Origin of the sequence: Streptomyces hyaluromycini (genome assembly GCF_002217755.1) — a bacterium.
Classification (GTDB): Bacteria; Actinomycetota; Actinomycetes; order Streptomycetales; family Streptomycetaceae; genus Streptomyces; species Streptomyces hyaluromycini.
Genome location: NZ_BCFL01000017.1, coordinates 802,762 through 827,561 on the forward strand (window position 1 = coordinate 802,762; position 24,800 = coordinate 827,561).

General features: G+C 68.2%; 19 protein-coding genes. 7 read left to right on the plus strand and 12 right to left on the minus strand.

The window, feature by feature from the left end:
* Nucleotides 1–177: 177 nt before the first annotated feature.
* The 5 genes from SSP29_RS11575 to SSP29_RS11595 form a co-directional block, all read right to left on the minus strand.
* The gene (locus SSP29_RS11575; RefSeq protein ID WP_089100464.1) at nucleotides 178–1,071 is read right to left on the minus strand and encodes an anti-sigma factor family protein; all 894 of its coding nucleotides are present in this window, start codon (nucleotides 1,069–1,071) and stop codon (nucleotides 178–180) included.
* Nucleotides 1,068–1,793 (minus strand): RNA polymerase sigma factor SigM, encoded by a 726-nt coding sequence (sigM, locus tag SSP29_RS55395; RefSeq protein ID WP_089100465.1) that lies wholly within the window; start codon nucleotides 1,791–1,793, stop codon nucleotides 1,068–1,070. Before sigM ends, SSP29_RS11575 begins: the two co-directional genes overlap by 4 nt.
* Before the next feature lie 35 nt (nucleotides 1,794–1,828).
* Nucleotides 1,829–3,550 (minus strand): protein kinase family protein, encoded by a 1,722-nt coding sequence (locus SSP29_RS55400; protein WP_089100466.1) that lies wholly within the window; start codon nucleotides 3,548–3,550, stop codon nucleotides 1,829–1,831.
* A gap of 119 nt (nucleotides 3,551–3,669) precedes the next feature.
* A complete protein-coding gene (murJ, locus tag SSP29_RS11590) occupies nucleotides 3,670–5,976 on the minus strand; it encodes a murein biosynthesis integral membrane protein MurJ (protein ID WP_089100467.1) in 2,307 nt (768 codons plus the stop codon).
* Nucleotides 5,977–6,021: 45 nt separating this feature from the next.
* Nucleotides 6,022–8,475 (minus strand): DUF6049 family protein, encoded by a 2,454-nt coding sequence (locus SSP29_RS11595; protein WP_089100468.1) that lies wholly within the window; start codon nucleotides 8,473–8,475, stop codon nucleotides 6,022–6,024.
* A 288-nt stretch (nucleotides 8,476–8,763) separates the two neighbouring features.
* Between SSP29_RS11595 and SSP29_RS11600 the strand changes: the two genes are divergently transcribed.
* Nucleotides 8,764–10,230 (plus strand): CCA tRNA nucleotidyltransferase, encoded by a 1,467-nt coding sequence (locus tag SSP29_RS11600; RefSeq protein WP_089100469.1) that lies wholly within the window; start codon nucleotides 8,764–8,766, stop codon nucleotides 10,228–10,230.
* Nucleotides 10,231–10,330: 100 nt separating this feature from the next.
* On the opposite strand, the gene SSP29_RS11605 is transcribed toward SSP29_RS11600, so the two are convergent.
* The 3 genes from SSP29_RS11605 to SSP29_RS11615 all read right to left on the minus strand — a co-directional run bounded on the left by SSP29_RS11605 (nucleotide 10,331) and on the right by SSP29_RS11615 (nucleotide 13,574).
* Nucleotides 10,331–11,623: an MFS transporter gene (locus SSP29_RS11605; RefSeq protein ID WP_089100470.1), complete on the minus strand. Its 1,293-nt coding sequence runs from the start codon at nucleotides 11,621–11,623 to the stop codon at nucleotides 10,331–10,333.
* Between the two features lie 141 nt (nucleotides 11,624–11,764).
* Nucleotides 11,765–12,847, minus strand: a complete 1,083-nt coding sequence (locus SSP29_RS11610; protein WP_089100471.1) for an inositol-3-phosphate synthase — start codon at nucleotides 12,845–12,847, stop codon at nucleotides 11,765–11,767.
* Between the two features lie 43 nt (nucleotides 12,848–12,890).
* Nucleotides 12,891–13,574 (minus strand): PadR family transcriptional regulator, encoded by a 684-nt coding sequence (locus SSP29_RS11615; RefSeq protein WP_089100472.1) that lies wholly within the window; start codon nucleotides 13,572–13,574, stop codon nucleotides 12,891–12,893.
* 746 nt (nucleotides 13,575–14,320) lie between these two features.
* Here SSP29_RS11615 and SSP29_RS11620 point away from each other — a divergent pair.
* Entirely contained in the window at nucleotides 14,321–16,576 is a 2,256-nt protein-coding gene (locus tag SSP29_RS11620; protein WP_089100473.1) for a transglycosylase domain-containing protein, read from the plus strand.
* 129 nt (nucleotides 16,577–16,705) lie between these two features.
* Nucleotides 16,706–18,205: a glycosyltransferase family 87 protein gene (locus tag SSP29_RS11625; RefSeq protein ID WP_174855949.1), complete on the plus strand. Its 1,500-nt coding sequence runs from the start codon at nucleotides 16,706–16,708 to the stop codon at nucleotides 18,203–18,205.
* Nucleotides 18,206–18,283: 78 nt separating this feature from the next.
* On the opposite strand, the gene SSP29_RS11630 is transcribed toward SSP29_RS11625, so the two are convergent.
* From SSP29_RS11630 to SSP29_RS11640, 3 genes are all read right to left on the minus strand, one after another.
* Nucleotides 18,284–19,315 carry an alanine racemase gene (locus tag SSP29_RS11630; RefSeq protein ID WP_089100475.1) on the minus strand — a complete coding sequence of 344 codons (1,032 nt, stop codon included), beginning with the start codon at nucleotides 19,313–19,315 and terminating at the stop codon, nucleotides 18,284–18,286.
* An 84-nt stretch (nucleotides 19,316–19,399) separates the two neighbouring features.
* Nucleotides 19,400–20,521 (minus strand): lipid II:glycine glycyltransferase FemX, encoded by a 1,122-nt coding sequence (locus tag SSP29_RS11635; RefSeq protein WP_089100476.1) that lies wholly within the window; start codon nucleotides 20,519–20,521, stop codon nucleotides 19,400–19,402.
* Between the two features lie 164 nt (nucleotides 20,522–20,685).
* The gene (locus tag SSP29_RS11640) at nucleotides 20,686–20,988 is read right to left on the minus strand and encodes a hypothetical protein (RefSeq protein WP_089100477.1); all 303 of its coding nucleotides are present in this window, start codon (nucleotides 20,986–20,988) and stop codon (nucleotides 20,686–20,688) included.
* A 263-nt stretch (nucleotides 20,989–21,251) separates the two neighbouring features.
* On the opposite strand from SSP29_RS11640, the gene rpsF reads away from it, so the two are divergent.
* The 4 genes from rpsF (at nucleotide 21,252) to rplI (ending at nucleotide 22,957) form a co-directional block, all read left to right on the plus strand.
* Nucleotides 21,252–21,542 carry a 30S ribosomal protein S6 gene (gene rpsF / locus SSP29_RS11645; protein WP_006604399.1) on the plus strand — a complete coding sequence of 97 codons (291 nt, stop codon included), beginning with the start codon at nucleotides 21,252–21,254 and terminating at the stop codon, nucleotides 21,540–21,542.
* A 77-nt stretch (nucleotides 21,543–21,619) separates the two neighbouring features.
* Nucleotides 21,620–22,207, plus strand: coding sequence for a single-stranded DNA-binding protein (locus SSP29_RS11650; protein WP_089100478.1), 588 nt, complete (start codon nucleotides 21,620–21,622; stop codon nucleotides 22,205–22,207).
* Nucleotides 22,208–22,255: 48 nt separating this feature from the next.
* Nucleotides 22,256–22,492, plus strand: coding sequence for a 30S ribosomal protein S18 (gene rpsR / locus SSP29_RS11655; RefSeq protein WP_003949403.1), 237 nt, complete (start codon nucleotides 22,256–22,258; stop codon nucleotides 22,490–22,492).
* Nucleotides 22,493–22,510: 18 nt separating this feature from the next.
* A complete protein-coding gene (gene rplI, locus SSP29_RS11660) occupies nucleotides 22,511–22,957 on the plus strand; it encodes a 50S ribosomal protein L9 (protein WP_089100479.1) in 447 nt (148 codons plus the stop codon).
* 155 nt (nucleotides 22,958–23,112) lie between these two features.
* On the opposite strand, the gene SSP29_RS11665 is transcribed toward rplI, so the two are convergent.
* Complete coding sequence (locus tag SSP29_RS11665; protein ID WP_089100480.1) at nucleotides 23,113–24,450, minus strand: MATE family efflux transporter; 1,338 nt, start codon at nucleotides 24,448–24,450, stop codon at nucleotides 23,113–23,115.
* Between the last annotated feature and the right edge of the window lie 350 nt (nucleotides 24,451–24,800).

Here is a 24,800-nt window from a genome sequence, read left to right on the forward strand (position 1 = left end):
CTGGTCTACGTCATTCGACCGGTGGGAGTTCTTCTCAGAAGCTCTCACACCACCCAACGGATCCTAAGGGGCGCGCATTCCCGGTGTGTCCGGGCACACGGGGATCCCACACCGTACGGATTTCCACGCTGGGGCGAGACGATGCGCTTCCCCTCTGAGGCGGTTCCTGGGGAACACTCAGGGATGAGCCAGAGACTCCGTCAGGAGGACCTTGCCGGTGGAGGCGGAGGCCTTGCCGACACAGGACGCGTCGACGACGTACGCCGTCACCCGGGAAGCATCGGAGGCGTCCGGGAGTACGACGAGGTACGCGTCCTTCCCCTCGTACGTCCCCTTCTTCGCACCCAGAGCGTCGCCGGTCTGGGTGATGCCCTGGCGGACGCAGTCGGGTACCCGTGTCGAGGGCTGGAGCAGGATTTTCGGGCTCTGCGTCGAGTCCGGCTGGCCGGTGGCCTGGGATTCGACACTGAAGGGCTTCTGGGAGCCTCGCTGTGCGCTCGTCTTCGTGCCGAGGAGGTCCTTCACCTGGCCCTGGAGGGTGCTCTGGGAAAAGGTCACGGCGGAGTTCGTCGGCTTGCCCTGAGCTGTCGTGGGCTCATTGCCGCCGAGCGACTGGAGGAAGAAGGAACCGGCGCCCAGGACGGCTGCGGTGAAGACAGCGCCGAGGACGACCGTCCGGCGGCGTCGGCCGCGATCACGTCCGCGGTCCTTGCGGCCGGGACGGGTGGAGGCATTCGACCGACCGGCAGGACGGTCCCCCGGCGACGACATTTCGCGAGGCGATGTTTCACGTGAAACATGTGCCTCAGGTGCTGTGGCGTTCAGCAGAGCCTCGGCCGCGAGTGCGGCGTCGATCCGGCCGGCGACATCGGCCGGCATGCGCGGCGGACCCGGAAGCGAGCCCAGCAGACCCTGGATCTCCTCCAACGAGGTGTGGACGTCGGCACAGAGCTCGCACTCGTCCAGGTGCCGCCGTACTTCTGCGGTCCGGGTGGGGGGCAGCAGGCCCTCGGTGAGGTCGGAGATCTCCGCGACGTCCGGGTGCCCGGTCGTGTCTGTCGTCGAAGTCACGCTCGCCCACCTCCGCCCTTCACTGCGGCTGAGTCACTCGGCCCGGTGTCCTGTGGGCCCCTGTTGTGAGACCCCGCTGCGGGTGGGACGGATGTCCCCTCCGCCCGGTTCCGTGCCGGGTCCGGGTCATTGTCGTCACCGGTGTTTTCCGGCCGTAGATGGGTGAGCAGCGGAAGGAGTCTGGCTCTGCCGCGAGCGCAGCGGCTCTTCACCGTCCCTGTGGGCACATCGAGGATCCGCGCCGCCTCGGCGACCGGGTAGCCCTGCATGTCGACCAGGACGAGGGCGGCCCGCTGGTCGTGGGGCAGGGTGCCGAGGGCTTCCAGGAGCTGGCGGTGCAGGTCGTTCCGCTCGGCTGGAGCGGAGGCCGATTCATGCGGCTCCAGCAGTTGCTCCAGCCGCTCGGTGTCATCGACGGGAGCGGTCTTGCGGGAGGCGGCCTTACGGGCACGGTCGAGGCAGGCGTTCACGGTGATCCGGTGCAGCCACGTTGTGACGGCCGACTGGCCCCGGAAGGTGTGGGCGGCCCGGTAGGCGGAGACCAGGGCGTCCTGGACGGCGTCAGCGGCTTCCTCGCGGTCCCCCAGGGTCCGCAGGGCGACCGCCCAGAGCCGGTCCCGGTGCCGCCGCACGATCTCACCGAAGGCATCGGGGTCGCCCTCCACATGGCGGGCGAGCAGATCCTGATCGCTCACTCCGCCGTATCCGGCGCCCTCCGCCATCTGCCCCCTCCGCCTTCGGTGCCGTCGGTGAGACGTCAGCCTGTGAACTTCACTTCGGTGATGGCCTGCTTGTAGCCGACTCCGGCATACGCGGCCGAGTCGTTGCCCGAGTACGGCACGGCGGTGAGCCACACGAGGACGTACTGACTCTTCACCTTCTTGCTGACCTTCACCGTGGCGGTGTTTCCGGTGGTGGTGACGCTGCCGATCTTCGTCATCGAGCTGATCGACCCCGGGGTCAGCGAGTCGGCCGCGTACAGGTCGACCGTTGTGTGATCGCCAGCGTAGCGAAGGGAGATGGTCCCCGTGGTGAGTTCCTTGGCGGAGCCGAGGTCGTAGACGATGCCTACGCCAGCCTTGTAGGGGGCCAGCTCGGGACCGTCTGTGAAGCTCTTGGTCTTCCAGTACGTCGAGGTGTTTCCGTCGTAGGTCAGCTTCACGTCGCTCGGATGCTGGGCACCGCCGTCGGCGACGTACTCCTGGGCGTCCTGGATCTTTATCGCGGCGGAGGGCGCGGGGCTGGTGCTGTTCTTGTCCCCGTCGTCCGTCGGCTGGGTGTTGTTGGTGTCGTCGGACTTGTCGCTCTGGTTCATCAGGGCGTCCGCGAGCTGCCAGCTGCCCAGGCCCAGGGCGGCGATGAGGAGGGCCGAGACAGCCCACTTCAGGGCCTTGCCGGTACGGCTCTGCAGCGGGGGCGGCGGTGCCTGGAGCGGCTGCGTCACGCCGGGCGGCGTGGGACGGCCGTAGGTGCCCTGCTGGTAGGTGGTGCGCTGGTACTCGGGCGGTGCCGTGAACGCCGGCTCCGGCGGGCGGATGCGGGGCATCTCGCCGATCGCCTTCACCAGCTCCTCCGGCGTGGTGCACGCGGACTCGTGGCGGGAGGCGGTGGCGCCGTCGTTGACCAGAGCCCGCATGGTGAGCTCGGACAAGCCGCGGTGGACACCGGCACGTACCTGGTCGGGGGCGATCAGGCCGACGTCCTTGGGCAGACCGGCCAGACCGTAGGCGTCGCTCTCGTACGGCCAGCGCTGGGTCAGCGCCGCGTACAGCAGGGCGCCGATCGCCTCGGTGTCGGCGCGCTGCGGGGTGTCGGAACTGATGCCGCGCAGCGCCGCGTTCACCGCGAGGCCGCGGATGCGCCACTGGCCGGTGGAGGCGCGCAGGACGGCGTTCGGGTTGAGGCGGAGATGGGCCAGCCCCTCGCGGTGCGCTGCCGCCATGGCGGAGGCGATCTGACTGACCATCTGGTAGGCGTCGTGCGGCTCCAGCGGTCCGGCCGCGAGCAGCGCGGTCAGTTCGGTGGCGTCCGGGAGCCATTCGTGGACGACGTAGACGAGGTCGTTCTCCTCGACGGCGTCCAGCACCTGTACGAACCGGGGGTCGCCGAGCAGCGCGGCGGACCGGGCTGCCGCCAGCACCGCCCGGGTGCGCGCATGGTCGGCGGGCAGGATGTGCACGCCGACGGCACGCCGGAGTTTCTCGTCGACCGCACGCCAACTGCTGAATCCGTCCAGACGGGTGACGCACTCCTCAAGGCGGTAGCGTCTGGCCAGTTTGTGTCCGCTGTGCAGTTCCGGGGGTGCGGTCTTCTTCTCAGCACCCGCGGCTGAGCCGCTTCCCTGTGCCTTGTCGCTGTCCGTGTCCCGCTCCGGGTTCTGGGCCACCCCGTCGGCCGTGGACTGTTCCGCCTTGGCGGTCAGCGGCTTGTCACCGCTGTTGTCTGCCACGTCGACGGCAGCCGTGCTCCGTTCCGCCACCGTCGTTCCCTGCCTCCCCATCCGTTGCACGCTGTCCGACGCCGAAACCAATTGTGCCCACAGTCCTCCGCTATGCACGACACACGGCGGCGAACGATGGTTGTGCGCTTACCCCCGCCTCAACGACCCAGCCGCCCGCGCACCATACCCACGAGGGAGTTGAGCTCCTCGATGCGCATGCGACGCGCGGCGACGTAGAAGACGCCGAGCAGGACCGCTCCGCCGACCAGCAGCGCGGCGAAGGAACCGATCACACCCTGCCCCAGAGTGTGACCGATGCCGTAGCAGGCCGCACCACTGAGCAGCGCCGCCGGTACGGAGGCGATGCAGAGCCTGGCATAGGTACGGGTGACCCGGGAGCCGTCCAGGTCGCCGCCGAGCCGCTTGCGCAGCCGCCGCCAGGCGACACCCACGCCGATCGCGTAGGCGAGGCCGTAGGAGGCGGCCATGCCGGCCACCGCCCAGCGGGCCGGGAGCAGCATGTAACAGGCGACCGAGGCACCCGCGTTGACCGCGGCGACGATGACCGTGTTGTAGAAGGGGGTGCGGGTGTCCTCGTAGGCGTAGAACGCGCGCAGGACGACGTACTGCACCGAGTAGGGGATCAGGCCGAGGGCGAAGGCCATCAGCATGTACCCGATGTTGGTGGCCTCGCTGATGCCCGAGGAACCGAAGATCAGGGTGGACATCGGGATGCCGAGGGCCAGGAACCCGAAGGCGATGGGGACGATCGCGACAGCGGTCGTCCTGAGGCCCTGGGAGATGTCGTCGCGGACGGCACCCGTGTCGTTCTCGGCGGCCGACCGGGAGATCCGCGGCAGCAGCGCGGCCATCAGGGAGACCGTGATGATGGCCTGCGGCAGGCCCCAGATCAGCTGGGCGTTGGCGTAGGCGGCGAAACCGGTGCCGTCGACCGGGGAGTGCTTGCCGGCCGAGGTCGACAGCTGGGAGACGACGATCGCGCCCGCCTGGTTGGCGAGGACGAACAGGATGGTCCATTTGGCGAGCGTTGCCGCCTTGCCGAGGCCGTGGCCCCGCCAGTCGAAGCGCAGCCGCAGCCGGAAGCCGGTCTCGCGCAGGTAGGGGATCATCGCCAGGGACTGGACCACGAGGCCGAGGAGCACGCCGAGGCCGAGCAGCCGCTGGCCCTCCGGCGGGATGGTGGTGACCTTCATGCCGGAGTGCGCGGCGGTGCCGTACACCCAGATGAACAGGCCGAGGGTGACGATGATGACGATGTTGTTGAGGACCGGGGTCCACATCATCGCGCCGAACTTGCCCCGCGCGTTGAGGATCTGGCCCATCACCACGTGGATGCCCATGAAGAAGATCGAGGGCAGGAAGTAGCGGACGAAGGTGATACCGACCTGGTTGGCCGCCGGGTCGCTGGCGACCGGGTCGGACAGCAGGCGGATGAGGAAGGGCGCGGCTGCGATGGTGGCCGCGGTGAGGAGGCCCAGTGCCACCATGACGAGGGTCAGCAGGCGGTTGGCGAAGGCCTCGCCGCCGTCGTCGTCCTCCTTCATGGCACGCACCAGTTGCGGCACGAAGACCGAGTTGAGGCCGCCGCCGACGGTCAGGATGTAGATCATCGTCGGCAGCTGGTAGGCGACCTGGAAGGTGTCGCCGAGCAGGCCCACGCCGAGCGCGGAGACGATCAGCGCGGAGCGGACGAAGCCGGTGAGGCGGGAGACCATCGTGCCCGCCGCCATCACGGCGCTCGACTTGAGCAGGCCCGAGGCCTTCCCGCCCTTCTTCGCGGGGGCGGGCGCCGCGGCCGCGGCGGGCACGGCACCGAGGTTCAGCGTCTGGTCGGTCGCGGCAGCCGGAGGAGTCGGGGCCATCGGTGCCATCGGTGCCCGGTACTGCGGCATCTGCGCAGGGCCTCCCGGGGAGGCTGCCGGACCGGGTACCGACGGGGGCTCCGACGGCAGTTGACCGCCGCCCTGCTGCGGATCCCGGTAGCCGCTCTGCTGCTGATCGCGGAAGAGATGTGCGAAGGCGTCGGGCTCGTGGCGCTCCTCACCGGAGTGCGAGACCAGGTCGTCCACGCCCACGAACTGGGTCGTGCGCGGGTTGTCGCCGTACGGCAGGTACTGGCTCGGGCCGTCCGGCTCCGGCGCCGGGGTCTGGGCCCACACGTGCGGGTCGGGGGCGTACGGCGACTGGGCGGGCTGCCCGTACAGCGGCTGCTGCGGGTAGGTACCCGGAGCCGGCGGGGGGTGAGCGGCACGGTCGTAGAGCGCCTCGGCGACCGGGTCCTGGGCGGAGAGATCACGCGCCCGGTAGGGGTCCTGGTCGTAGGCGTCCTGGAGGTACATGTCAGCCGCGTGCTGCGGCGGGACCTGGCCGGGCTCCGGCGGCGGCTCGGGGTAGCCCGAACCGGCCGCGCCCTGGCCGCGTTCACCGTCGTACGGCGCGTTCATGGTTACCCCACCTCATCGTCCCGGGCCCACCGGCCACGACATCGCTCAACGGTCCACTCTCTCACCCGTCTCGGACGGGTCGGCGCTTTCCGGTGCGGTGTCCGGCGTCGGGTCACTCGGCTGCTCCGGGTCGTCTGCCCGGGACCGGGCGACGGACTCCTCCTGGAGACGATCCCCGTGGGCAGCGGGGTTCCCCGGCCCATCGGTGTCCTCGGTGTCCCCCGGGCTCTCGGCCTCTGACGGGCTCTCGGCCTCTGAGGCAACGGGAGTCTCCGGGGCGCCGGGGGCGTCCGGGGTGTCCTCGCCCGCCTCGTCGGGGCCGTCGTCCTCTTCGGCCCGCCGGGCGGCCGCCCGCTTGCGCTGGGTGTACATCCGGAAGCCGGCGAGGACCAGCAGCAGCACACCGCCGCCGATGACCAGCATCACCGTCGGCGTGACCTCGGTGACCTTCACGTCGAACTTGACGGGCGCGCCGTACTTCTGGCCGTCCACGGTGTAGAGCTGGGCGGTGACCTCCACCCGGCCGTTGGCATTGGCCGAGGTGGAGAACTTCACGGACTGGCTGTGGCCGCCGGACACCGCGACAGGCTGCTCGTAGTAGGGATTGCCGCCGATCTCCAGTCGGGTCGGCATGGTCGAGGTGAGCCGCAGGACGAGGTGGTCGACGCCCTGGACCAGATTGTTCTGGACGGTGACCGGGATGGTGGCGCTGCGGCCGGAGAGCTTGGTCTCCGACTTGTCGATCAGCTGGACCTGGCTGATGAGGTCGTCGAGCCAGGACTCCACGCTCGTGCGGAAGCTGTCCGCCTCACTGCCGCTGCCCCGCCACGACGTGGACATCTCGCGGTTTATGGCCCGCCCGAAGGGGGTCACCACCCGGGACTCGTCGGTGAGGATCACCTGGAAGTTGTCGAGCTTGTCCTGGGTGCGGGCGATCTGCTCGAAGGCCGTCCGGGGCAGTTCCTGCTTGCGCAGCGAGGACGGGTACGCGGACGAGGAAGGGATCTTCGTGGTCGCGCCGGGGTCGGGCTTGGCCTTGGCGGCCGCCGCGAGATCCTGGGACTGCGACCAGTTGCTGTCCTGTAGCGCGGTGATCGCCGTCGCCATCGCCTGGGCCTGGCTTGCCGACGGCATCCGCTGCGGGGCGACGACGATACTGCGCTGCTTGTCGGTCTGGGTGTTCAGCGCCAGGCTCTGGGCGAGGAACTGCTGCACGGCGAGCGTGGACGAGTCGGCCTGCGTCAGATCGCCCTCGAAAGCCGTGGACAGCCGCGCGTCGGCGACCACCGCTGTCGTGCCGCCGCCGATCGGACGGGCTGCCGAGGGCGTGTAGGTCAGCCCGCCGGTCTCCTGGAGGCTGTCGCTGCGGGCGATCACCTTGTCGGCACCCGCAGAGGTGGCGACCTTGATGATCGAGGGGTCGACGGCGCCGTTCACGGGCCACGCGAAGTCTGTGTTCGGCGTGACATGGAGCACGGTCTTCACGGTGGTGGTGGCGACGTCGGTGGCGTCCTTCAGGTGGCTCAGCGAGCCGGTCACGCTGGTGCCGTTGTGGGCGAGGGAGGCCAGGTCCGGGTCGGCGAAGGGGAGGGCCACCACTTCCCTGTCCGTCACCGCGTCCTGCAGGTCGGCCAGGAACTGCTTGGCCACCGCCTGATGGGTGCCGGCCGTGGTGGTGCCGCTCGCGCCCTGGATCCGGTAGCTGCGGGTCATGGCGTCGACCGAGGCCAGCAGATCCGGGTCGATCACCCAGGTGACGTCAAGATCCTTGCCGAGCGCCAGCATCTGGGCCAGCCGGCCGCCGGGCGAGATCTCCTTGGCGAGGTCGTCGTTCTGGAAGACGGGCGTCTGGAGCTCGCCCGCCCCCGTCTTCGCCGTCACATGGACGGTGGAGATCAGCGGCCACAGATACGTCGTCTTCGTCTTCGTGTCGGCCTCGGAGGCCTGCCACGGCAGGAACGTGCGCTGGATGCCGAGGACCTGGTCCCACTGCTGCGCAGACGTCTTGCCGGAGAGCGAGACGCCGAACTGGTACACGCCGTCCTGGCCGAGATCGAGCTTGTCGACCGGCACGGAGATGCTGAAGTGCTCGGCGACCCCCGGGTCGAGCGAGTCGAAGTCCTCGGTGTACTTGCCGCCGATCTCGGTGCCGAGGCTCGACTGGAGATCGTCGGAGTGCCGGGCGGCCGTGTCGATCTCGGAGCGCGTGCTGAGCAGGGAGCCCATCCGCAGGTCCACGTGCGCGTCCGTGACGGCCTGCTTGCCGTTGTTGGTCACCGTGCCCGAGACCGTGAGCGTGTCCCCGTCGCTGGGGGCGCTGGGGCTCAGCGAGTCCAGGGCGACGGACACGGTGTCCGAGCCTGCCGCCTGCGCCGGCGCCGCCGCGGGCAGCTGCATCAGTCCAGCCAGCAGGGGCGCACCCGCGAACAGTGCCCCGGTGCGCCGCAGCCAGCGGCGGGCAGGTGAGGGCGTCCCCTGGAAGTCTGCCGCCTCGGCCACGCGCTCGTCCGTCCCTCGTCGTCGTCAGTGGTCGTCGGAATGTGCGTCCACGCATGGTAACGAGGTGCGCTGAACGGAAGTGCCGCGGTGTGCTTCACAAGATCGGGAGATGAGATCGGACCGTCCCCTATATCCAGTATCGCCGGGGGATTCTGGTAAGCGGCGAGCGCTGTGCTTATCGGGGTATGGAGTGAGATGTCCCACCCTCTCCGCAGGGAGCCATTACATGGGGCGCTGCCGGAATATGGAGGCGCTTCGGACCGTCTGGGGCACGTAGTCTGTTCTGTTGTGCCGAACGCCAATGAAGTCAATCCCTCTGCCCTGAGCCAGGCGCAGCAGCGCGCGGTGAGCGAACTGCTGCGGGTGGCGCCCGTCGCCGACGACCTCGCCCGCCGATTCCAGGAGGCCGGGTTCTCGCTTGCTCTGGTCGGCGGCTCGGTCCGGGACGCGCTGCTGGGCCGGCTCGGCAACGACCTGGACTTCACGACCGACGCACGCCCCGAGGACGTACTGAAGATCGTCCGGCCCTGGGCGGATGCCGTCTGGGAGGTCGGGATCGCCTTCGGTACCGTCGGCGCGCAGAAGGAGGCCCGCGTCGGAGACGCTGTCAGGCCCTTTCAGATCGAGGTGACCACCTACCGGTCCGAGGCCTACGACCGCACCTCACGCAAGCCCGAGGTCTCGTACGGCGACTCCATCGAGGAGGACCTCGTCCGCCGTGACTTCACGGTCAATGCGATGGCCGTGGCACTGCCGGAGAAGGAGTTCATCGACCCGTACGGCGGTCGAGAAGACCTGGCAAAGCGCGTGCTGCGCACCCCGGGGACGCCCGAGGAATCCTTCTCGGACGACCCGCTGCGGATGATGCGCGCCGCCCGCTTCGCCGCGCAGCTGGACTTCGAGGTGGCCCCCGAGGTCGTCGCGGCGATGAAGGACATGGCCGGCCGTCTGGAGATCGTCTCGGCCGAGCGGGTGCGGGACGAGCTGAACAAGCTGATCCTCTCCGCCCACCCGCGCAAGGGGCTGACCCTGCTCGTCGACACGGGCCTCGCCGACCACGTCCTGCCCGAGCTGCCCGCCCTTCGGCTGGAGAGTGACGAGCACCACCGGCACAAGGACGTCTACGACCACACACTGATCGTCCTGGAACAGGCCATGGCGCTGGAGGAGAACGGCCCCGACCTAACCCTCCGTCTTGCCGCGCTGCTGCATGACATCGGCAAGCCGCGCACCCGCCGCTTCGAGAAGGACGGCCGGGTCTCGTTCCACCACCACGAGGTGGTCGGAGCGAAGATGACCAAGAAGCGCATGACGGCGTTGAAGTACTCCAACGAACTGGTGAAGGACGTCTCGCAGCTGGTCGAACTCCACCTGCGCTTCCACGGCTACGGCACCGGGGAGTGGACGGACTCTGCCGTCCGCCGCTACGTCCGTGACGCGGGTCCGCTCCTGGACCGACTGCACAAGCTCACCCGGTCCGACTGCACCACCCGCAACAAGCGGAAGGCCGCCGCGCTCTCCCGTGCCTACGACGGCCTGGAGCAGCGCATCGCCGAGCTCCAGGAGAAGGAGGAGCTCGACGCGATCCGCCCGGACCTCGACGGCAACCAGATCATGGAGATTCTGGGTATCCGCCCCGGCCCGGAGGTCGGCAAGGCCTACCAGCACATGCTGGAGCTGCGGCTGGAGAACGGGCCGATGGAGCACGACGCGGCGGTGGCCGCCCTCAAGGAGTGGTGGGCCGAGCAGGGCTGAGAATGCGCAGCGGGGTCATGTTTCACGTGAAACATGACCCCACGAGGACACAGTGAGGGGTGATGTTTCACGTGAAACATCACCCCTCACTGTGTCCTCGCTACGGTCTTGCGTGACTCTGCTGTGGCCGCCGGCTGCGCTCGAAGCGGGCCATGGCCACGGCAACCGCTGCGTAGATGAAGGCGACGGTGATGACGAGGGTCGCTGAGCGGCCGTCCGGCGGGAGCATCAGTGCGGCTACAGCTGCGGCCCCGACGAAGGCGACGTTGAAGAGCACGTCGTACACGGAGAAGATCCGGCCGCGGAAACCGTCGTCGACGGACGACTGCACGATGGTGTCCGTGGCGATCTTCGCGCCCTGGGTGATCAGCCCCAGGACGAAGGCGGCGACGAGCATGGGAACGGTCGTGAACGGGAGGCCCAGGGCGGGCTCCAGTACGGCGGCGGACGCGGCGCACACGACGATCCAGCGGCCGGGGCCGAGTCGCCCCGCGGCCCACGGCGTCACCACCGCGGCGGCGAAGAAGCCCGCGCCGGAGATCCCCAGAGCCAGCCCCAGTAGGCCGAGTCCGTCGTCCGGGTCCGACGAGAGGGCGTACCGGCACAGCATCAGCACCAGGACGAGCAGCGCGCCGTAGCAGAAACGCATCGCCGTCATGCTGACCAGCGCCCAGACCGCCTCACGGCGCCGCGGCGCGGCGAGGTGCCGTATCGCTTCCAGAAGGTCGCGTGCGGTGGTGATCACGGCCGTTCCCAGGCTCGGCTGTGTTGGATGCAGGTCCGGGCCGAGAAGGTCGGGGGCCATGGTCAGAGAGGCGAGGGCCGAGCACAGGTACAGGGCGGCGCCCAGCAACACCACTGCGGCATCGGAATCCGAGGCCACCAGCCGTACAGCGAAGGCGAGGCCGCCGCCGGCGGTCGCGGCAAGGGTGCCCGCGGTCGGGGACAGAGAGTTGGCGAGCACCAGCCGGTCGGTGTCGACCACCCGTGGCAACGCGGCGGACAGACCCGAAAGGACGAAGCGGTTGACGGCCGTGACGCACAGGGCGGAGGCGTAGAAGAGCCAGTCGGGAACGTGGCTGACCATGAGGACTGCGGTGGCCGCAGCCAGTAGCGCACGCAGCAGATTGCCGTAGAGGAAGATCTGGCGGCGGCGCCAGCGGTCCAGCAGAACGCCGGCGAAGGGGCCCACGAGGGAGTACGGGAGGAGCAGGACGGCCATGGCCGAGGCGATCGCTGCCGGTGAGGTCTGCTTCTCCGGGGAGAAGACGACGTAGGCGGCGAGGGCGACCTGGTAGACGCCGTCGGCCCCCTGGGAGAGCAGGCGTATGACGAGTAGACGGCGGAAGTTCCGCAGGCGCAGCAGGACACGCAGGTCGCGGACGACGGGCATGGGGCACAGCCTCACATATGGGGCCGCGCACAGGAGAGGGGTCCCCGGATCGGATGACCCGGGGACCCTCTGAGCCCTGGCAGGAGCGATTTTTTGGCGAACTTGATTTTTGGGAGCTTCAGCCCCCGGTGGTGTGCCGGGTCAGCGCTCGACGTCGCCGCGGATGAACTTCTCCACGTTCTCGCGGGCCTCGTCGTCGAAGTACTGGACCGGCGGGGACTTCATGAAGTAGCTGGACGCGGAGAGGATCGGGCCGCCGATGCCGCGGTCCTTGGCGATCTTCGCGGCGCGCAGGGCGTCGATGATGACACCCGCGGAGTTCGGGGAGTCCCAGACCTCGAGCTTGTACTCCAGGTTCAGCGGGACGTCACCGAAGGCACGGCCCTCGAGGCGGACGTAGGCCCACTTGCGGTCGTCCAGCCAGGCCACGTAGTCGGACGGGCCGATGTGGACGTTCTTCTCGCCGAGGTCCCGGTCGGGGATCTGGGAGGTGACGGCCTGCGTCTTGGAGATCTTCTTGGACTCGAGGCGGTCACGCTCAAGCATGTTCTTGAAGTCCATGTTGCCGCCGACGTTCAGCTGCATCGTGCGGTCCAGGACGACGCCCCGGTCCTCGAACAGCTTCGCCATGACGCGGTGCGTGATGGTGGCGCCGACCTGCGACTTGATGTCGTCACCGACGATCGGGACACCGGCCTCGGTGAACTTGTCCGCCCACTCCTTGGTGCCGGCGATGAAGACCGGGAGGGCGTTGACGAAGGCGACCTTGGCGTCGATGGCGCACTGGGCGTAGAACTTCGCCGCGTCCTCGGAACCGACGGGCAGGTAGCAGACGAGGACGTCGACCTGCTTGTCCTTGAGGATCTGGACGATGTCGACCGGCTCGGCCTCGGACTCCTCGATGGTCAGGCGGTAGTACTTACCGAGGCCGTCGAGGGTGTGGCCGCGCTGGACGGTGACACCGCTGTTGGGTACGTCGCAGATCTTGATGGTGTTGTTCTCGGAGGCGCCGATGGCGTCCGCCAGGTCGAGGCCGACCTTCTTGGCGTCCACGTCGAACGCAGCGACGAACTCGACGTCCTTGACGTGGTAGTCGCCGAACTGGACGTGCATCAGGCCGGGGACCTTGGACGCCGGGTCGGCGTCCTTGTAGTACTCGACTCCCTGCACCAGCGACGCGGCGCAGTTGCCCACGCCTACGATGGCTACGCGAACCGAACCCATTCCGGTTGCTCCCTGTGTGTACGAGTGAGGCCCTGAACGGGTCTCACGTGGCGGTGTCGTCGGGCGTATCCGGCCGGAGAGGTTCCCCGGACCGGGGCAGGACGCCCGGCGCTCCATTGGTGGTGTTCTGCTGAGCGGACCCCCCGGAAGCGGAACCCTTCAGGTCCCGCCCGGCCCGCTCGCTCTCGATGAGCTCGTTCAGCCAGCGCACTTCGCGCTCCACGGACTCCATCCCGTGGCGCTGGAGCTCAAGCGTGTAGTCGTCGAGGCGCTCCCGGGTGCGCGCCAGCGAGGCGCGCATCTTCTCCAGGCGCTCCTCCAGCCGGCTGCGGCGGCCCTCCAGCACGCGCATCCGCACATCGCGCGAGGTCTGCCCGAAGAAGGCGAACCGCGCCGCGAAGTGCTCGTCCTCGTACGCGTCGGGGCCGGTCTGGGACAGGAGCTCCTCGAAGTGCTCTTTACCTTCGGCCGTCAACCGGTAGACGATCTTGGCGCGGCGGCCGGCGAGCGGTGCGGCGAGGGCGTCCTCGGCGGTGCTGCCCGGCTCCTCGATCAACCAGCCGGTGGCGACCAGCGTCTTGAGGCAGGGGTAGAGCGTCCCGTAGCTGAAGGCACGGAAGACGCCCAGAGATGTGTTGAGCCGTTTCCGCAGCTCGTAGCCGTGCATCGGGGACTCGCGGAGCAGGCCGAGGATGGCGAACTCAAGGATGCCGGAGCGCCGGCTCATGGTCGCCTCCTCTCGTCTGCGGTTCGCTTATCTCGCTCTGATGTATCGGCTCGATACATCACGACGATAGATCGACCTTTCCCGTGCGACAAGAGGAGCGACGGTGAACGGGATCACATCACCGATTCGTTGGAGGCAAGTTGCCTGATTTGGGGTGAACTTCGGGGCTCGGCGGGTTTTGGTGGTGCGTAGTCTGTGCGGCATGCACACCACCGGGAACCAAGTGACGCCTGGGGGGCGTCCACGTCCTCGGTGCAGTACGGGTGAATGCAGGACCGACCACATCCGTACTTTGGGGGGACCGGAAACCAGCCGCCGTTCCAGGCGCGCACGGGTGCGCCTGCCCGAGGAGTAATCGTTCGATGAGCGAGCACCGTCGCAAACCGCCGCCGCCGCAGGGAGGCGGACGTGCCGCGGCCCGACGCGGCCAGTCCGGACCGTCCTCCGGCCGCCGTGCGGCACCGCGAGGCGCCACCGGGTCTCTTTCCGACTCCTATGGGTCCAGTTCCTATGGGTCGGACTCGGGCCCGGGAGGTGAGGAGCGTCCGTACGGCAGCCGTGCCGAGGCACGCCGGGCGGCGCAGAGAAGCACCGGAAACAGTCGCCGCAGACCGGCCGACAACGGGAGTCGTGGTCCGGGTGGTCCTGCCGGGCCAGGGCGTGGCAGAGGCCGGGCGTCGACGGCGCCCGGCAAGAAGCGCCTCATCGACTACCCCAGGGCGAACAGATTCGGCTGGCGCCGTTGGGTGCCTTCCTGGAGGCTCGTCTCGGGGCTGTGCATCACCTTCTTCGGCAGCCTGGTGGCGCTGGTCGGCGTCAGCTACGCCATGGTGGGTGTCCCGAGCGAGAACACGGCGGCCCAGTCCCAGAACAACGTCTATTACTGGGCCGACGGCAAGCAGATGGTCGCGACGGGCACCGGCGTCAACCGGCAGAACGTCAATATCGCCCAGATCCCCGAAGCCATGCAGAACGCCGTGATCTCGGCAGAGAACAAGACCTTCTACACGGACCCGGGCGTCGACTTCAAGGGCATCGCCCGCGCGCTCGTCAACATGGCCCAGGGCGGTGAGACGCAGGGTGGTTCGACGATCACCCAGCAGTTCGTCAAGAACACCTACCTCAGCCAGGACCAGACGCTCACCCGCAAGTTCAAGGAGATGTTCATCTCCATCAAGGTAGGCACCAAGGTCAGCAAGCCGCTGATCCTCCAGGGCTACCTGAACACCTCGTACTTCGGCCGTGGCGCGTACGGCATCCAGGCCGCCGCCCAGACCTACTACGGCGTGGACGCGAAAAACCTCACGCCGAGCCAGTGCGCGGTCCTGGCGGCCCTGCTCAAGGGCGCGACCTACTACGACCCCGCGGGCAACCCGGACATCGACTCCGCGGCCTCCCAGAAGGCCAACTACCAGCGCTCACACGAGCGCTGGGCCTGGATCCTCGAGGAGATGCACAAGGACCAGCACCTCACCGATGCCGAGTACCAGACGGCCATCAAGAAGTACCCGATGCCCCAGGGCCGCAAGGCGGTCAAGGGCATGACCGGTCAGATCAGCTACCTCGCCGACACGGCCAAGAAGTACGTCCTCGCGCACTCCAACATCACGGAGACGCAGTTCGACAAGGGCGGCTTCCAGATCTACACGACCTTCCAGAAGGACAAGGTCAACGCGCTGACCGCGGCCGTGCAGAAGGTCCAGAAGGCGCGCCTGGACCCGAAGAACCGCGAGAAGGACAAGTACGTCCAGTTCGGTGCCGCCTCGGTGGTGCCCAACGACGGCGCGATCGTCGCCCTGTACGGCGGTGCCGGCTACGAGAACAACCACTTCACCAACAACGCCGACACCTCCGGTGTCCCCGTCGGTTCGACGTGGAAGCCCTTCGTCCTGGCCGCCGCCATGCAGTACGGCACGTACAAGACCTCTCCTGACGGGGTCTCGCCGCTGAGCAAGTACAACGGCAACGACCATCTCAAGGTCCTGAACGAGGACGGCACCGCCGTTCTGAACAAGGACGGCTCGACGTTCTTCCAGAACAACGAGAGCAACTATCGCTGGGGGTACATCACCCTGCGCAAGGCGATGGAGCAGTCGATCAACACGCCGTTCGTGCAGCTCGGCTGGGACGTCGGCATGTCGCACGTGAGGGACGTGGCCAGCCGGTCCGGCATCCTGGACAGCAGCTTCGCGACCCTCAACCCGTCCTTCGCCCTCGGTACGTCGACTCCGAGCGCGATCCGCATGGCCGACGCCTACGCGACCTTCGCCGCCTCCGGCAAGCACGCGGACCCGTATTCGGTGACCGAGGTCAAGCAGGACGGAACCGACCTGCAGGGCTTCAGCAAGCCGAAGGTGACCAGCGCGATGCCCGAGGACATCGCGAACAACGTCACGGACACCCTGGAGAACGTGATCCAGAACGGTACGGGTACCAATGCCAAGGCCCTGGGCCGTACGGCGGCGGGCAAGACCGGTACCACCGACAGCAACAAGTCGGCCTGGTTCGTCGGCTACACCCAGCAGCTGGCCACGTCGGTGGCGATGTTCCGTGAGAACCCGAAGGACGCCGAGCTGCTCTCCATGAACGGCACCGCCGGCGTGGCGTCCATCCACGGTGGTGACATCCCGACCGCGGTGTGGACCGAGTACATGGAGTCCGCGCTGAAGGGCAAGAACGACCCGGGCTTCCCGGACGCCACCAAGGTGGGCGAGATCGCCGACGAGTCGGGGGCTCCCTCGCCGACGCCGACCATCAGCATCACGCCGAGTGAGACGCCCACCGAGACGCCGACCGCCACGCCCAGCGAGACGGTCACCTCCCCGTCGCCCACGGCGACGGAGACCTGCCAGTTCGCGTTCAACTGCTCCACCGACGGCGGTGACACCGGCAGTACGTCCGGTACGACGTCCTCGCCGACGGCCACCGAGACAACCGGCGACGGGAGCACCAGAGGCAATGCCAACGGCGGAGGAAACCTCTTCGGTGGGTCGACCGGCTAGCCGCGGTCCGACCGGTTGGTGACTATTTCACCCGCCGAAGTCTGTTTCACGTGAAACATGGGCCGTCGCACCGGACGAGGTGCGGCGGCCCTCGGCGTATTCCTAGAGAGGTACGGCAGGATGTGCCCCATGCCCAGTGCAGAGACGACGCCCGCGGGCGTGCGCGAGCCGGAGCCGGTGCGGCCGACCAGGGAAGACGAGGTCGCCGCCGCCGGGAGTGAGCTGATCGGTGGCCCCATCGGGCGGCGTGCCCTGCTCGGGACGTCCTGGTGGACGCCGCTACGGGTGGTCGTCATCGTGGCGGTCGGGATGTTCGCCCTCGGCATGGTCCAGAAGGTGCCCTGCTACGACAGCGGCTGGTTCTTCGGCGCGAGCTCCCAGTACACCCACGCCTGCTATTCGGACATTCCTCACCTCTATCAGGGGCGCGGTTTCGCCGACGGTCTGGTGCCGTACTTCGACAAGCTTCCGGGCGACATGGACTACCTCGAATACCCGGTGCTGACCGGTGTGTTCATGGAGGTGGCCGCATGGCTCACGCCGGGCAGCGGCAGCATCATGCTCCAGGAGCAGGTGTACTGGTTCGTCAACGCCGGAATGCTGATGCTGTGCGCCGCCGTCATCGCGGTGTGCGTGGTCCGCACGCACCGCCGGCGCCCCTGGGACGGCCTGCTGGTAGCCCTGGCACCCGCCTTCGCCCTGACCGCCACCATCAACTGGGACCTCCTGGCGGTCGCCCTGACGGCCGCAGCGATGCTGATGTGGTCCCGGAGCCGTCCCCTCGCGTTCGGCGTCCTCCTGGGGCTTGCCACGGCCGCCAAGCTGTATCCCGTGTTCCTGCTGGGACCGCTGTTCCTGCTGTGCTGGCGCGCGGGGAAGTGGCGGGAGTTCTTCATTGCCACGGGCGGTGCAGTGGCCGCCTGGCTCGTCGTGAACCTGCCGGTGATGATCTTCGCCTTCGACGGCTGGTCGAAGTTCTACACGTTCAGCCAGGAGCGGGGTGTCGACTTCGGCTCCTTCTGGCTGATCTGGGCGCAGAACACGACCACACCGCCCAGCATCGACTTCGTGAACACCGCGGCCACGGTCCTCGTGCTGCTCTGCTTCCTGGGCATCGCCGCCCTGACCCTCACCGCCCCACGCCGGCCACGCTTCGCCCAGCTGGCCTTCCTGGTGGTGGCGGCCTTCATCCTCACCAACAAGGTCTACTCCCCGCAGTACGTGCTCTGGCTGGTGCCGCTGGCCGTCCTCGCCCGGCCCAAGTGGCGGGACTTCCTGATCTGGCAGGCGTGCGAGGTGGCGTACTTCCTGGGGATCTGGATGTACCTCGCGTACACGACCAGCGGAGACGCTCACAAGGGCCTGCCGACCGACGGCTACCACTGGGCCATCGCCGTGCACCTGCTGGGCACGCTCTACCTGTGCGGCATGGTCGTGCGCGACATCCTCATGCCAGAGCGGGACGTGGTGCGCCGCTCCGGGGACGACGATCCCTCGGGCGGGGTGCTGGACGGTGCGGAGGACGTCTTCGTACTCGGTGCGGCAGCCCATCCCCCACGCCACGCCGTCCACTTCGACGGTCCGCAGGTGGAATGGGGAAGCCGATCCTCCGAGGACGGTTCGCTCTGAGCGAACAGCCCAGGTCCTCGACAGAGAGAGGGCCGCACACGGACTCCGTGTGCGGCCCTCTCTCTGTCCTGCGGTCGGTCAGCGGTCCACGAGACGGTCGAACTGGGTGGTGGTGTGCCGCAGATGGGCCACCAGTTCCTCACCGACCTTCGGCTCCGGGGCGTCCGAGGGCACGAAGAGGATCGACACCTGCATGTGCGGCGGCTCCGCGAACCAGCGCTGCTTGCCGCCCCAGACGAACGGAGCGAGGTTCCGGTTCACCGTGGCCAGGCCGGCCCGTGCGACGCCCTTGGCGCGCGGCATGACGCCGTGCAGGGCCTTCGGGGCCTCCAGGCCCACCCCGTGCGACGTACCGCCCGCAACGACCACCAGGAAGCCGTCCGAGGCCGCCTTCTGCTGCCGGTAGCCGAACCGGTCGCCCTTGGCGACGCGGGTGACGTCCAGGACCGCCCCGCGGTACTCGGTCGCGTCATGGTCCCCCAGCCACAGCCGGGTGCCGATCCTGGCCCGGAACCGGGTCTGCGGGAACTGCTGCTGCAACCGGGCGAGTTCGTCGGCCTTGAGGTGGCTGACGAACATCGTGTGCAGCGGCAGCCGCGCCGCGCGCAGCCGGTCCATCCAGCCGATGACCTCCTCGACGGCGTCCGAGCCGTCGGTGCGGTCCAGCGGCAGATGGATGGCGAAGCCCTCCAGGCGGACGTTCTCTATGGCGGAGTGCAGCTGCGGCAGGTCCTGCTCGCTGATGCCGTGCCGCTTCATCGTGGACATCACCTCGATGACCACCCGGGCGCCCACCAGGCCGTACACACCGTCGATGGACGACACCGAGCGGATGACCCGGTCGGGCAGCGGCACCGGCTCCTCGCCGCGCCGGTACGGCGTCAGCACCAGCAGGTCGCCGCCGAACCAGTCCTTGATGCGCGCGGCCTCGTACGTCGTTCCGACGGCGAGGATGTCCGAGCCGAGACGTGTGGCCTCCTCCGCCAGCCGTTCGTGCCCGAAGCCGTAGCCGTTGCCCTTGCAGACCGGGACCAGGCCCGGGAACTGCTCCTGCACGCGCTTGTGGTGCGCACGCCAGCGCGCGGTGTCGACGTAGAGCGTGAGCGCCATGGCCGGACCTCGGACCTTTCTGGATGGCTGGGGTGTGCCAGAGGAGTGCGGTGTGTCAGGGCTATAGAAGCACGGAGCGTGACGTCAGCGGCGCGACATGTAGATGTCGAGCGCCTTGTGGAGCAGCTTGTTCAGCGGGAAGTCCCACTCGCCGAGGTACTCGGCGGCCTCACCGCCGGTGCCCACCTTGAACTGGATCAGGCCGAAGAGGTGATCCGTCTCGTCCAGCGAGTCGGAGATGCCGCGCAGGTCGTAGACGGTGGCGCCGAGCGCGTAGGCGTCGCGCAGCATCCGCCACTGCATGGCGTTCGAGGGCCGCACCTCACGGCCGATGTTGTCGGAGGCGCCGTACGAGTACCAGACGTGCCCGCCGACGATCAGCATGGTCGCCGCGGAGAGGTTGATCCCGTTGTGGCGGGCGAAGTACAGCCGCATCCGGTTGGGGTCCTCGGTGTTGAGGGCCGTCCACATGCGCTGGAAGTACGACAGTGGGCGCGGCCGGAAGTGGTCGCGCACGGCCGTGATCTCGTACAGCCGCTGCCACTCCGCCAGGTCCTGGTAGCCGCCCTGGACGACCTCGACGCCGGCCTTCTCGGCCTTCTTGATGTTGCGCCGCCATAGCTGGTTGAAGTTCTTGTGGACCTCTTCCAGGGAACGGTTGGCCAGCGGCACCTGGAAGACGTAGCGGGGCTGCACGTCGCCGAAGCCGGCGCCGCCGTCCTCGCCCTGCTGCCAGCCCATCCGGCGCAGCTTGTCGGCCACCTCGAAGGCACGCGGCTCGATGAAGTCGGGCTCGATGTCGCGCAGCCGCTTCACGTCCGGGTTCTGGATGCCCTGCTTGATGGAGTTGGCCTCCCAGCGCCGGATGATCACCGGCGGGCCCATCTTCACCGAGAACGCGCCCTGCTGCTTGAGGTGCGCCAGCATCGGCTGGATCCACTCGTCGAGATTCGGCGCGAACCAGTTGATGACCGGGCCCTCGGGCAGGTAGGCCAGGTAGCGCTTGATCTTGGGCAGCTGGCGGTACAGCACCAGGCCCGCGCCGACCATCTCGCCGGTGCGGTCGTCGAACCAGCCAAGGCTCTCCGAACGCCACTCCGCCTTGACATCGGCCCAGGCCGGGACCTGCATGTGGCTAGCCGCCGGCAGGCTCTGGATGTACGCCAGATGCTGTTCGCGGCTGATGGTCTGCAGGGTCAGGCTCATGTCGGGGCGCTCCTCGGGCTGGTGTGTCCCCATGGGTACAGGGGCTCCGGCTCTCGCGCCGAAGCCTACTGCGCCTTGCCCACAGCCTGACTGGGCGTACGGCACCTACGCCCCGGCTCCTGTGCGGCCGGGGCGTTCCGCGGTGGTGCGGGGGTGCCGGAGGCCTACCCGAACAGCCCGCCGTTTGCCATGCCGATGAAGAAGCCGACGCCTGAGGCACCGAGACCCAGGATCAGACCGAAGCGCTCGCGCGTGGTGATCGAGATCCACTGCCCGTAGAGACCGGCGAGGAGGCCGATCAGACCGGTCCAGGAGCTGAGCAGGTGCAGGCTGTGGAAGAACGACGTGATGAAGGCGATCAGCCCGAGCGCCAGCGTCACTGCCATCAGTGAGTCCTGGAGCGGATGGGTCTTGCCGTCGGTGGCGAACAGGGAGCCGGCGGTGTTGGGTCGCAATGCCTGTGCCATAGGGCACCTCCTGCGGAAGGCGGCGCATCGTAGCGCCGTACACACCCGATGTGTACAGATTGAGGGCCCCGGCGGCCGGATTTCAACCGGAAGCGGGTGTGCGGGTACTCTGTACCCTCTGCACCGGTGTCTGCCCTAACCCTGGCCGGGATCCCAGCGGGAACCCCCGAATGTCAGTGGCGGCCGATACCGTTGCGCACGCATCACAACCCTCCTGCCACGGAACGACCGTGGCCGCTGAGTCCAAAGGAGGTGGGTTCCACATGCGTCACTACGAGGTGATGGTCATCCTCGACCCCGATCTGGAGGAGCGCGCTGTCTCCCCCCTGATCGAGAACTTCCTCTCCGTCGTCCGTGAGGGCAACGGAAAGGTCGAGAAGGTCGACACCTGGGGCCGTCGTCGTCTCTCGTACGAGATCAAGAAGAAGCCCGAGGGCATCTACTCGGTCATCGACCTGCAGGCCGAGCCTGCGGTCGTCAAGGAGCTCGACCGCCAGATGAACCTGAACGAGTCGGTCCTCCGGACCAAGGTCCTCCGCCCCGAGACCCACTGAGCTCTCCGCTCAGCCGATCTCGGGATTTCGAGTAGCAGCACAAGCAGCCAGCAGCAAACCCGCCGAGAGGTTCCCCCATGGCAGGCGAGACCGTCATCACGGTCGTCGGCAATCTTGTCGACGACCCCGAGCTGCGCTTCACCCCCTCCGGTGCGGCGGTCGCGAAGTTCCGTGTCGCGTCCACCCCCCGCACCTTCGACCGCCAGACGAACGAGTGGAAGGACGGCGAGAGCCTGTTCCTGACCTGCTCGGTCTGGCGTCAGGCGGCGGAGAACGTCGCGGAGTCGCTCCAGCGAGGCATGCGCGTCATCGTGCAGGGCCGGCTGAAGCAGCGGTCCTACGAGGACCGTGAGGGTGTCAAGCGCACGGTCTACGAGCTGGACGTCGAGGAAGTCGGCGCCAGCCTGCGGAGCGCCACGGCCAAGGTCACCAAGACCGCCGGTGGCGGCGGCCGCGGTGGCCAGGGTGGTTACGGCGGCGGTGGCGGCCAGGGTGGCGGCAGCTGGGGCGGTGGCTCCGGCGGCGGCAACCAGGGCGGCGCTCCCAACGACGACCCCTGGGCTTCCGGCACTCCTGCCGGTGGCGGTAACCAGGGCGGTGGCGGCTGGGGCGGCGGCTCCGGCGCCGGCGGCGGTGGCGGCTACTCGGACGAGCCCCCCTTCTAAGGGCCAAGGGCTCGTATCCCCACTTCTTGATCACACAGGAGAAACACCATGGCGAAGCCGCCTGTGCGCAAGCCTAAGAAGAAGGTCTGCGCTTTCTGCAAGGACAAGGTCACGTACGTGGACTACAAGGACACGAACATGCTGCGGAAGTTCATTTCCGACCGCGGCAAGATCCGTGCCCGCCGCGTGACCGGCAACTGCACGCAGCACCAGCGTGACGTCGCCACGGCCGTCAAGAACAGCCGTGAGATGGCGCTGCTGCCCTACACCTCCACTGCGCGCTAAGGGAAGGGTGACCGACTCATGAAGATCATCCTCACCCACGAGGTTTCTGGCCTCGGTGCCGCCGGCGACGTTGTCGACGTCAAGGACGGCTACGCACGCAACTACCTGATCCCGCGGAAGTTCGCGATCCGCTGGACCAAGGGTGGCGAGAAGGACGTCGAGCAGATCCGTCGTGCTCGCAAGATCCACGAGATCCAGACCATCGAGCAGGCCAACCAGGTGAAGGCCCAGCTCGAGGGCGTCAAGGTCCGCCTGGCCGTCCGTGCCGGCGACGCCGGTCGCCTCTTCGGTTCCGTCACCCAGGCCGACATCGCTTCGGCGATCAAGGCTGCCGGTGGCCCCGACGTCGACAAGCGCCGCATCGAGGTCGCTTCGGCGATCAAGACCCTGGGCGCCCACGAGACGTCCGTGCGTCTGCACCCCGAGGTTGCCGCCAAGGTCAACATCGAGGTCGTCGCGGGCTGACGCTGCGCTCAGCTTGAGCAGTAGCTGAAAGGGGCCGCACCCGTGGAGGGTGCGGCCCCTTTGGTTTGGCTGACGATGATGTGGAGCGGTGGGTGTTTCACGTGAAACGTGACAGCCCGCGCTGTTCACGTGAAACCGTCGGCAGTGCGCATTGGTCAGCGCGTCGCACCGGTCACGATCCACCGGCCGGAGCGGGCGCGCAGCCAGAGGGTGAGCATCCGTACGGTCATCATCAGCGTCATGGCTCCCCAGAGCGCCGTGAGTCCGCCGCCGAGGGTTGGGACGATCAGTGCCACCGGCGTGAAGACCACAAGAGTCAGGACCATGGCCCCGGCGAGATACGGCCCGTCTCCGGCACCCATCAGCACGCCGTCGAGCACGAAGACCACACCGGAGATCGGCTGGGAGAGCGCCACGATGAGCAGCGCGGGCAGTGCGGTGCTCTTCACGGCGGGGTCGCCGGTGAACAAGGGGAGAAAGAGCGGTCGGCTGGCGATCACCAGCAAGCCCAGGACCACTCCGGTGGCGATGCCCCACTGAACCATCCGCCGGCAGGCCTCGCGGGCGCCGACAGCGTCTTCCGCCCCGAGATAGCGGCCGATGACGGCCTGCCCGGCGATCGCGATCGCGTCCAGGGCGAAGGCCAGCAGACTCCAGAGGGACAGCACGATCTGATGGGCGGCGATGTCTGTATCACCAAGCCGGGTCGCCACAGCGGTGGCGATCATGAGGATGGCACGCAGCGAAAGCGTCCGGACGAGCAGAGGTACGCCGGCCTGTACCGAGGCCCGTATCCCGGCGGCCTCGGGGCGCAGTGAAACGCCATGCCTGCGTGCGCCGCGCACAACGACTGTCAGATAGACCGCTGCCATGCCGCACTGGGCGATGACCGTGCCCCAGGCCGAGCCGGCGATGCCCAGTCCGGCGCCGTAGACAAGCGCCGCATTGAGCCCGGCATTGGCGATGAACCCCGCTACGGCGACGTACAGCGGCGTCCGGGTGTCCTGGAGGCCGCGCAGGACGCCGGTGGCGGCGAGCACGACCAGCATGGCCGGGATACCGAGGGAGGAGATCCTCAGGTAGGTGGTCGCGTAGGGAGCCGCGGTGGCGGAGGCGCCGAAGACGTCCACGATGCCGCGGGCGAGGGGCAGGACGACGGCGATGACGACGGCACCGAGCAGCAGTGCCAGCCAGATGCCGTCCATGCCCTGACGGATGGCCGCCTGGAGATCGCCGGCGCCGACCCGGCGGGCGACGGCGGCCGTGGTGGCGTAGGCGAGGAAGACGAAGACGCTGACGGCGGTGGTGAGGAGGGCCGAAGCGATCCCGAGGCCGGCCAGCTGTGCGGTGCCGAGATGGCCGACGATCGCGCTGTCGACCATGACGAAAAGCGGCTCGGCAACGAGTGCGCCGAAGGCCGGGACGGCCAGTGCGACGATCTCTCGGTCGTGCCGCCGCCGGGTGGCCTTGGGGATCGGGGGAGCCAGTGACATGGGCGCTAATCTAATCGTCCACAGGTAAGAGATGCAATTGGCGAGTGACCCTTACTGGGGGTTGCGCGGTCCGCACTGTCGCGCACTGTTCGAAGCGATCTTGGTCCGACCGGGAAAGTTTTTCTTCTGCACAGCCGGTGGATGGGAAAAGGGCAGGTCAGAAGCTGTCGTGGACAGAGATCGAGGGCTTGTTCACAGGGCTGTCCACCGCGTCGTACACAGGTTTTGGCGGGTTCTCCACAGCATACGGGCGGTCGTCCACATGGCCTGTGGATAACCAGATTGGCTGACGGTGCCCGCGGGCCTACCGTGGTCCGGCACCCGCTCCTTGTCACGGCCTCGGAAACCTC

What these genes read in the sequence shown, in the direction of transcription:
- sigM (WP_089100465.1), bottom strand. Translation starts at nt 1,793, where the DNA reads ATGGCGGAGGGCGCCGGATACGGCGGAGTGAGCGATCAGGATCTGCTC.
- murJ (WP_089100467.1), bottom strand. Translation starts at nt 5,976, where the DNA reads ATGAACGCGCCGTACGACGGTGAACGCGGCCAGGGCGCGGCCGGTTCG.
- SSP29_RS11605 (WP_089100470.1), bottom strand. Translation starts at nt 11,623, where the DNA reads ATGCCCGTCGTCCGCGACCTGCGTGTCCTGCTGCGCCTGCGGAACTTC.
- SSP29_RS11610 (WP_089100471.1), bottom strand. Translation starts at nt 12,847, where the DNA reads ATGGGTTCGGTTCGCGTAGCCATCGTAGGCGTGGGCAACTGCGCCGCG.
- SSP29_RS11615 (WP_089100472.1), bottom strand. Translation starts at nt 13,574, where the DNA reads ATGAGCCGGCGCTCCGGCATCCTTGAGTTCGCCATCCTCGGCCTGCTC.
- SSP29_RS11625 (WP_174855949.1), top strand. Translation starts at nt 16,706, where the DNA reads ATGCCCAGTGCAGAGACGACGCCCGCGGGCGTGCGCGAGCCGGAGCCG.
- SSP29_RS11630 (WP_089100475.1), bottom strand. Translation starts at nt 19,315, where the DNA reads ATGGCGCTCACGCTCTACGTCGACACCGCGCGCTGGCGTGCGCACCAC.
- SSP29_RS11635 (WP_089100476.1), bottom strand. Translation starts at nt 20,521, where the DNA reads ATGAGCCTGACCCTGCAGACCATCAGCCGCGAACAGCATCTGGCGTAC.
- SSP29_RS11640 (WP_089100477.1), bottom strand. Translation starts at nt 20,988, where the DNA reads ATGGCACAGGCATTGCGACCCAACACCGCCGGCTCCCTGTTCGCCACC.
- rpsF (WP_006604399.1), top strand. Translation starts at nt 21,252, where the DNA reads ATGCGTCACTACGAGGTGATGGTCATCCTCGACCCCGATCTGGAGGAG.
- SSP29_RS11650 (WP_089100478.1), top strand. Translation starts at nt 21,620, where the DNA reads ATGGCAGGCGAGACCGTCATCACGGTCGTCGGCAATCTTGTCGACGAC.
- rpsR (WP_003949403.1), top strand. Translation starts at nt 22,256, where the DNA reads ATGGCGAAGCCGCCTGTGCGCAAGCCTAAGAAGAAGGTCTGCGCTTTC.
- rplI (WP_089100479.1), top strand. Translation starts at nt 22,511, where the DNA reads ATGAAGATCATCCTCACCCACGAGGTTTCTGGCCTCGGTGCCGCCGGC.
- SSP29_RS11665 (WP_089100480.1), bottom strand. Translation starts at nt 24,450, where the DNA reads ATGTCACTGGCTCCCCCGATCCCCAAGGCCACCCGGCGGCGGCACGAC.